Here is a 6983-nt window from a genome sequence, read left to right on the forward strand (position 1 = left end):
CGCGAGGGTCGTCTTGCCCGCGCCCTGGGCCACCGGGACGTGGCAGGCGAGGTCGACGAGGACACCCGGCTGGCGGACCTGGGACTGGACTCCCTGGCCGCGGTCGAACTGCGCAACGAACTCGCGGCGTGGACGGGTCTGGTACTGCCGTCCACGCTGCTGTTCGACTTCCCGACGCCCCGTGCGCTCGCCACCGAGCTGACCCGGCGCCACGCCGCCGAGGCACCTCCCGGGGGCGCCGAATCCGACCGCCCGGCAGGGCCCGAGGCAGCCGACCCCGCAGGCACCTCGGGTCGACCGGCGCACGAGGGCACCGGCGTCGGTCCGCAGGCGGGCGCCCCGGCGCGAGCCGCCGGCACATCGCCCGCCGGGGGAGCGCCGGACACCCTGGGCGCGCTCTTTCGCACCGCGTGCGCCCGGGGACAGCACTGGGACGGCATGGCGCTGCTCACCATCGCCGCGCGGCTGCGCCCGGCCTTCGACGACGCCGACGCGCCCGGTGCGACACACGAACCCGTCCTGCTCGCGGCCGGCGGCGCGGCGGCCCGGCTGATCTGCACCCCCGCGCTGAGCGCGTTGTCCGGACCGGGGGAATACGCGCGCCTGGGCGCCGCGCTGCGCGGCCGGCGGCCGGTTTCCGCCGTGCGGCACCCGGGGTTCGAGCCCCGAGAGGCCCTGCCCGCCACCCTGGACGCCCTCGTCACCGCCCAGGCCGGCGCGGTCCGCGCCGCCGCGACCGACGGCCCGCCGGTCCTGCTGGGCTGGTCGGCCGGCGGCTGGGTGGCCCATGCCGTAGCCGAGCGTCTGGAGTCGGAAGGCGCCGCCCCGACGGCCGTCGTCCTGGTGGACACCCACCCCGCCGTGCACGCCGACCAGGACCGGGCCTTCTCCGCGATGACGGCGGGCATGCTGCGCCGGGCGGCGGAATTCGCCGGCACCGACCCCGCTCGGCTCACCGCCATGGCCCGATACTTCGAACTCTTCAACGACTGGAAACCCGCGCCGCTCGCCTGTCCCACCCTGTACGTGCGTGCCGAACGTCCGCTGCCCGATACCGAACCCGCCCCCGCCTGGAGCCTGCCCCACACCGAAGTCACGGTGCCCGGCGACCACTTCACCATGCTGGAGGAACACGCCCACACCATCGCACTCGCCATCCGGGACTGGCTCGACAGCCACACCTGAGCCCCGCCGGTGGTGCCCGATCCGGTACCCGCCCGATCCGATCGAGGCGTTCCGGCGAGCCCACCGCCCTGTTGTCCGCTTTGTTCGTTAGCTTCGTGGTATCTGCTCAGCCACGAGGGAGCCGGGACCATGGGATCGCGCACCGCCGGCCGGGAGGAACTCGTCCGGCTCGGCTACCGGGGGTTCGCGTACAAGGCGCGGATCGTGCACCAACCGAATCCCCGGATCGCGCCCGTGGTCCTGCTCGGCGGTGCCTTTCAACAGCGGACCGCCTGGGGGCGGATCGAGCAGGGACTGAGGCCGGCGGCCACCGTCATCACGATGGACCTGCCCGGCGCCGGCGATGCCGATCGGCTGCCCGCCGACTACGGGTTCGACTTCCTCACCGGGGCGTTCGACCACCTCCTGGGCACGGTCGCCGCCGGTCGGGTCAACGTGGTCGGCGCGTCGTACGGCAGCGCCGTCGCGCACCGTTGGGTCCAGCTCAACCCCGAGCGGGTCGACCGGATACTGCTCATCGGCACGATGTCGGGGATGACCGAGCACGTTCGGGCGGCGTTTCGGCGCACCGCCGATCTCGCCGAGCAGGGCCGGCGCGGAGAGTTCGTCGACAGCGTGCTGGAGTCGCTCCTGTGCTCGGATCCGAACGCCGCGGTGGCGCGACAGGCAACCGTCGCGCGCTGTTTGAGCCGGCTGCTGAACGCCCTCTCCGACGGCGACGTCGCCAGGTACCTGGACAACACCCATCGCCTGCTGCGCCACGATCCCGACCCGGGCGGGGCCACCGTGACGACACCCGTCCTGATCACGACCGGCGAGCACGACCCGCTCACCACGCCTCGGCTCAGCCGGGAGGCCGCGGCGCGGTACGCGAACGCGCACTTCACCACCATCAAGGGCGCCGATCACCTGGTGCACCTGGAGCGCCCCACCGAACTCGTGGACCTGGGGCTGCGCTATTTCTCCGGCCGCCCCCTCACGGGACTGGACTATTGCCACCCGGTCGAACACCTGACGCACTGACGGGTCGTCACTTGTCGAGCGGCCGCGGCCGCGCCGCCTGGGCCTACCAGCCGAGCCGGTCGCCGAGTTGATCGCCGAGCCGCAACCGCAGCCACAGGACCAGACGTTCGTCCGGCTCGGCGAGATCGAACCCGAAGATCTCCCCGGCGCGGGAAAGTCGGTACCGGATCGTGTTCGGGTGCACGGACAACCGCTGGGAGGCGGCGGCCACATCGCCGTTGGCGTCCAGGTAGGCGAGGATGGTGGACGCGTACGTGGTGCCGTGTTCGAGATCGTGCGCACGGATCGCCGGTCCGAGCCGGCGGGGGAGCACCTCGTGCGTGGCCAGCATCCCGGCCAGCGCGGACAGCGTCGCGCCGGCCCACATCTCGTCGATCGTGGCCACCTGGCACGGCTCCGGGCCGGCCGGCCGCTCGGAGAGCGCACGCAGGACCAGATCCGCGTCGGCGCGTGAGCCCACGATCGAGCGCAGTTCCGGGACCAGCGAGCCGAGTCCGGCCCGGACGGGCACCCGGAGCGCGCTGTGGGCCCGCCGCGCGATGTAGGCGACGAGTTCGCGGTGCGCGTTCGGCGAGGGCTCGCTGGGCAGCAGCGCGTAGACCGTTCCGTCGATCAACGCGCAGCCGTGCCTGCCGTAGCGCGCCTCGCAGTGCAGGCTCACCAGGTCGGCGAGCCGGGTGGCCGCGTGCGCCGTGAGCACGTCCTCGGCGTCGACCGAGGCGACGGCGAACGCGGCCACCGCGACGGGCAGGTTGGGGTCCAGGCCCAGTTGTGGGGCGACCGCGGCGGCACTGCTCGGGTCGGCGAGCAGCCGCCGCAACAGGTCGGCGTACCTGCGCCGGACGGCGGATTCGGTGGTGCGGGCCGCGAGCAGGTGCAGCGCGACGTTGTCCGCCACGTCGGAAAGCGCCTGTTCGGCAACGGAGTCCAGGTGTTCCCCGGCGTTGACGACCCAGACCGACCCCAACACCTCGCTGCCCACCCGGACCGCGACACCGAGCCGAGGCAGCCCCCCGGGAACGGCGGAGAACCGGCAGGTGCGCCCGACCCGGGTGAGCACCCGGTATTGCTCGTCGTAGTCGGGGCCGTCCGGCACCTGGAGGCCGAGGATGCCCTGGCGGCGGCCCTCGTCGACGGCCTGGCCGGGCAGCGTCGAGTACGCGAGGATGCGCCGGTGCGGATCCTCGATCACGGTGGCTCCGCCCACCATCCCGGCGATCGCGTTGGCCAACGCGAACAGGTCGCCGACCGCCGGGGCACCCGCCGACTGTCCGAAACGCACCGTCGGGGTCAGGGCCGAGGAGATCATCGCGTCCAAGTGGTGCCAGGCCACGGCCGCGTCGGCGGCCAGCAGTACGATGCCGGACTGCCGGGCGGCTTCCACCAGTTGGGTGACCGGCTCGCCGAAACTCTTCACCACCAGACAGGCGTACCCGGCCTCGGCCGCCGAAGCGACCAGATTCATCGCCTGAGCTTCGACCATGCCCACTCCGACGGCGAGCAGGATCGCGTCGCCGACGGGGGGAAGCGGTAGCGGGGCTCGCCGCTCGAAGATGAGTACGCCCGAGACCGGCACCAGCCGGTCCGGCAGCACGGTCAACGGCCGCAGCAACGACGAGCCCAACACTTCCAGGACCTGTCCGAGATCGGGAACCCCGGTACCGAGCATGCTCACCTCTTTAGCCGGACACACAAAGCATTCGGGGAATCTCTGGACGGGTGCCGCATGCCCCCGGTAGATCCGGACCGCCACGCTGTCCGCATGCACAATCCGGCAAGCGTGCGGCGGGCACCCCCGGTGACCGTACCTCCCACGGCCTCGTGGAGCGCAACCATTCGCGGCCACCTCCGTCGCCCCTTGTGCGGACGCTCAGGATCGGTACTGCAGAAGGAGACATTGTGCGATACAGGACGAGTGTTGTCGTGGCCCTGGCCTGCGCGGCCTCGCTGGTGACGGTGCCCGGGCAGGCGGGCGCGGCACCGCAGTGCGACACCAAGCCCATCCAGGCGGCGATGAAGTCACTGCAAAGTGTCGGCGCCACGGGCATCAGCGTGACGGTCAAGAGCCCGCGCTGCGGCGTCCGGAACGGCGGTGTCGGCCTCGCCGACATCAGAACGGGCCGCAAGGTCGTCGGCAACGAGCACAGCCGCATCGGCAGCGACACCAAGACCTGGACGGCCACGGTGGTGCTTCAGCTCGTCGGCGAGGGCAGGATCGGCCTCGACGACACCGTGGACGATTATCTGCCCGGTCTCGTCCGCACCAAGCTCTACGACGGGCGCAAGATCACGATCCGGCAGTTGCTGCAGCACACCAGCGGCCTGCCCGACTACCTGGACGCGCCGTTCTGGGAGGACGAGGACGAGCACCGCTGGGATCACATCGAGCCCTTGCAGACGGTCCGGCAGGCGCTCGGTCTGCCCAGGCCCGACCGGACGGCCGAGGGCTTCTCCTACTCCAACACCAACTACAACCTCGTCGGCCTGATCGTCGCCGAGGTCACGGGCCGCGACATCGGCACCGAGATCGAGGAGCGGATCATCGAGCCCCTCGGACTGTGCGAGACCGAATGGCCCGGCGATCGCACCACGATCCCCAAGCCGGACCTGCGCGGCTACGCGCAGCGGGGATCCACTTTGGTGGACAAGACGGAATGGAACATTTCGGAGGCCGACGCGTCGGGCGCGCTGATCTCCACCGGCGCGGACACCACCGCCTTCTGGACCGCCCTGATGAGCGGGAAACTGCTGGCTCCGGCCCAACTCGCCGAACTGAAGAAGACCGTTCCGGACGACTTCCCGGGTGAGCGCTACGGCTTGGGAGTCGAACGCCACGAGCCCACCCCGGGCCTGGTCCTGTGGGGACACAGCGGCAGCGTGGCCAGCGGCCACAAGTTCCGCAACGCGGTCACCGACGACGGTCGACGCGCGGTGACCCTGTTGGTCGGCTCGGAAACGTTCGACTCGGACAAGGTGGACGCCATCATGAGCACACTCATGCGCGACCTCCGCTGACCGTAGTCATCGAACCCCTGGACCGGTGGCCGGCCGATACCGAGAGCACGGGTATCGGTCGGTCGCCGGTCCAGGCCGTCATGTCCGCTTCGCGATCGACAGCAGCACGTTGTCCTGCGGGGCCTGGTCGGCGAAGTTCTCCGGATGGTGGCAGGCCACCCGCTGACCGGGCTTCAGCTCGTCGAGCGCGGGCTCGGTCGTCGTACAGATCCGCGTCGCCTTCCAACACCGGGTGTGAAAGCGGCATCCGTCGGGCGGGGCGATCGGCGAGGGCACGTCGCCATCGAGCAGGAGACGCTCGCTCCCGGCCTTTCTGCGCCGCGGGTCCGGGATCGGGACGGCCGACATCAGCGCCTTGGTGTACGGGTGCATCGGCGCCTTGTAGAGCAGGTCCCGGTCGGCGAGTTCGACGATCTTGCCGAGGTACATCACCGCGATCCGGTCCGAGACGTGCCGGACGACGGACAGGTCGTGCGCGATGATCACGTAGGTCAGGCCCAGTTCCTGTTGCAGGTCGTCCATCAAATTGACGACCTGGGCCTGGATCGACACGTCCAGCGCGGACACCGGCTCGTCCGCCACCACCAGCTTCGGCCGGAGCGCGAGCGCGCGGGCGATGCCGATGCGCTGCCGCTGGCCGCCGGAGAACTCGTTCGGGTAGCGGTTGTAGTGCTCGGGGCTGAGGCCGACCACCGACAGCAGCCGCTGTACCTCCTTCTTGATGCCGCCCTCGGGTTCGACGCCCTGGAGCCGGAAGGGGGCGCCGATGATCGTGCCGGTGGTGTGGCGCGGGTTCAGCGACGAGTACGGGTCCTGGAAGATCATCTGCATGTCGCGGCGCAGTGGGCGCATGCCGCGCACACCGAGATGGGTGATCTCCTTGCCCTCGAACTCGACCGTCCCCGCGGTCGGTTCGAGCAGCCGGGTGATCAGCCGGCCCATCGTCGACTTGCCGCAGCCCGATTCGCCCACGACACCGAGGGTCTCGCCCGAGCGCACCTCGAAGTCGATGCCGTCGACGGCGCGCACCGCGCCGACCCGGCGTTGGAAAAGGCCGCTCCGGATCGGGAAGTGCTTCCGCAGCCCGGTCACCTTCAGCAGCACCTCGCCGGGCGCGGCGTCCTCGGCGAGGCGGGCCGCGCCGCCGGTCTCGGACGAGCCGCCGGCGCCGGCGCCGGCCCGCCCGCCGTCGTCATGGGTAGGGATGCTCACCGCGTCGTCCTTTGCGTTCTCGCTCACAGCCTCGGCGCAATCTCTTCGGTCCAGATCCGCTCCCGCTGCTCCCGCGTCAGGTGGCAGGCGGCCCAGTGCCCGTCGCCGACCTCGGTCGGCTCGGGGCGGACCGTGCGGGTGACGTCGTCCTTCGGTACGTCCGCGTACGGGCAACGCGGGTTGAACGCGCAGCCGGACGGCAGGTTGATCAGCGAGGGCGGAGAGCCCTCGACCGGGACGAGCCGGTCCTGCTGCTCGCGGTCCAGGCGCGGCATCGAGCCGAGCAGACCCCAGGTGTAGGGGTGTCGGGGTTGGTGGAACACCTGCTCGGCCGGGCCCCGTTCGACGCACCGGCCGCCATACATCACCAGGATGTCGTCGGCGAGTTCGGCGACGACGCCCAGGTCGTGGGTGATCACGATGACCGCGGAGCCGAATTCCCGCTGCAGATCCCGGATGAGATCGAGGATCTGCGCCTGGACGGTGACGTCGAGGGCGGTGGTCGGCTCGTCCGCGATGAGCAGTTCGGGGTTGTTCACCAGGGACAT

Annotated in this window: 6 protein-coding genes; 3 read left to right on the plus strand and 3 right to left on the minus strand. The window is 71.1% G+C overall.

Annotated features, from left to right (window positions below):
- Together ACFXMF_RS45855 and ACFXMF_RS45860 are read left to right on the plus strand one after the other, a co-directional pair.
- On the plus strand, window positions 1–1185 hold a 1185-nt coding region (locus ACFXMF_RS45855), incomplete at its 5' end, for a thioesterase domain-containing protein (RefSeq protein WP_380021237.1).
- 129 nt (window positions 1186–1314) lie between these two features.
- Window positions 1315–2208, plus strand: a complete 894-nt coding sequence (locus tag ACFXMF_RS45860) for an alpha/beta hydrolase (protein WP_360307144.1) — start codon at window positions 1315–1317, stop codon at window positions 2206–2208.
- Window positions 2209–2251: 43 nt separating this feature from the next.
- Here the strand turns inward: ACFXMF_RS45860 and ACFXMF_RS45865 are convergent, their stop codons facing one another.
- A complete protein-coding gene (locus tag ACFXMF_RS45865; protein WP_379990789.1) occupies window positions 2252–3877 on the minus strand; it encodes a PucR family transcriptional regulator in 1626 nt (541 codons plus the stop codon).
- A 230-nt stretch (window positions 3878–4107) separates the two neighbouring features.
- Between ACFXMF_RS45865 and ACFXMF_RS45870 the strand changes: the two genes are divergently transcribed.
- Window positions 4108–5223: a serine hydrolase domain-containing protein gene (locus tag ACFXMF_RS45870; RefSeq protein WP_360307149.1), complete on the plus strand. Its 1116-nt coding sequence runs from the start codon at window positions 4108–4110 to the stop codon at window positions 5221–5223.
- Window positions 5224–5301: 78 nt separating this feature from the next.
- On the opposite strand, the gene ACFXMF_RS45875 is transcribed toward ACFXMF_RS45870, so the two are convergent.
- Together ACFXMF_RS45875 and ACFXMF_RS45880 are read right to left on the minus strand one after the other, a co-directional pair.
- A complete protein-coding gene (locus ACFXMF_RS45875) occupies window positions 5302–6462 on the minus strand; it encodes an ABC transporter ATP-binding protein (RefSeq protein ID WP_379990790.1) in 1161 nt (386 codons plus the stop codon).
- Window positions 6459–6983, minus strand: a 525-nt coding sequence (locus tag ACFXMF_RS45880; RefSeq protein WP_380021239.1) for an oligopeptide/dipeptide ABC transporter ATP-binding protein, incomplete at its 5' end; no start/stop codon positions are given. The genes ACFXMF_RS45875 and ACFXMF_RS45880, both read right to left, overlap by 4 nt.

It is taken from the genome of Embleya sp. NPDC059213 (assembly GCF_042754445.1).
GTDB lineage: Bacteria > Actinomycetota > Actinomycetes > Streptomycetales > Streptomycetaceae > Embleya.

What these genes read in the sequence shown, in the direction of transcription:
- ACFXMF_RS45860 (WP_360307144.1), top strand. Translation starts at nt 1,315, where the DNA reads ATGGGATCGCGCACCGCCGGCCGGGAGGAACTCGTCCGGCTCGGCTAC.
- ACFXMF_RS45865 (WP_379990789.1), bottom strand. Translation starts at nt 3,877, where the DNA reads ATGCTCGGTACCGGGGTTCCCGATCTCGGACAGGTCCTGGAAGTGTTG.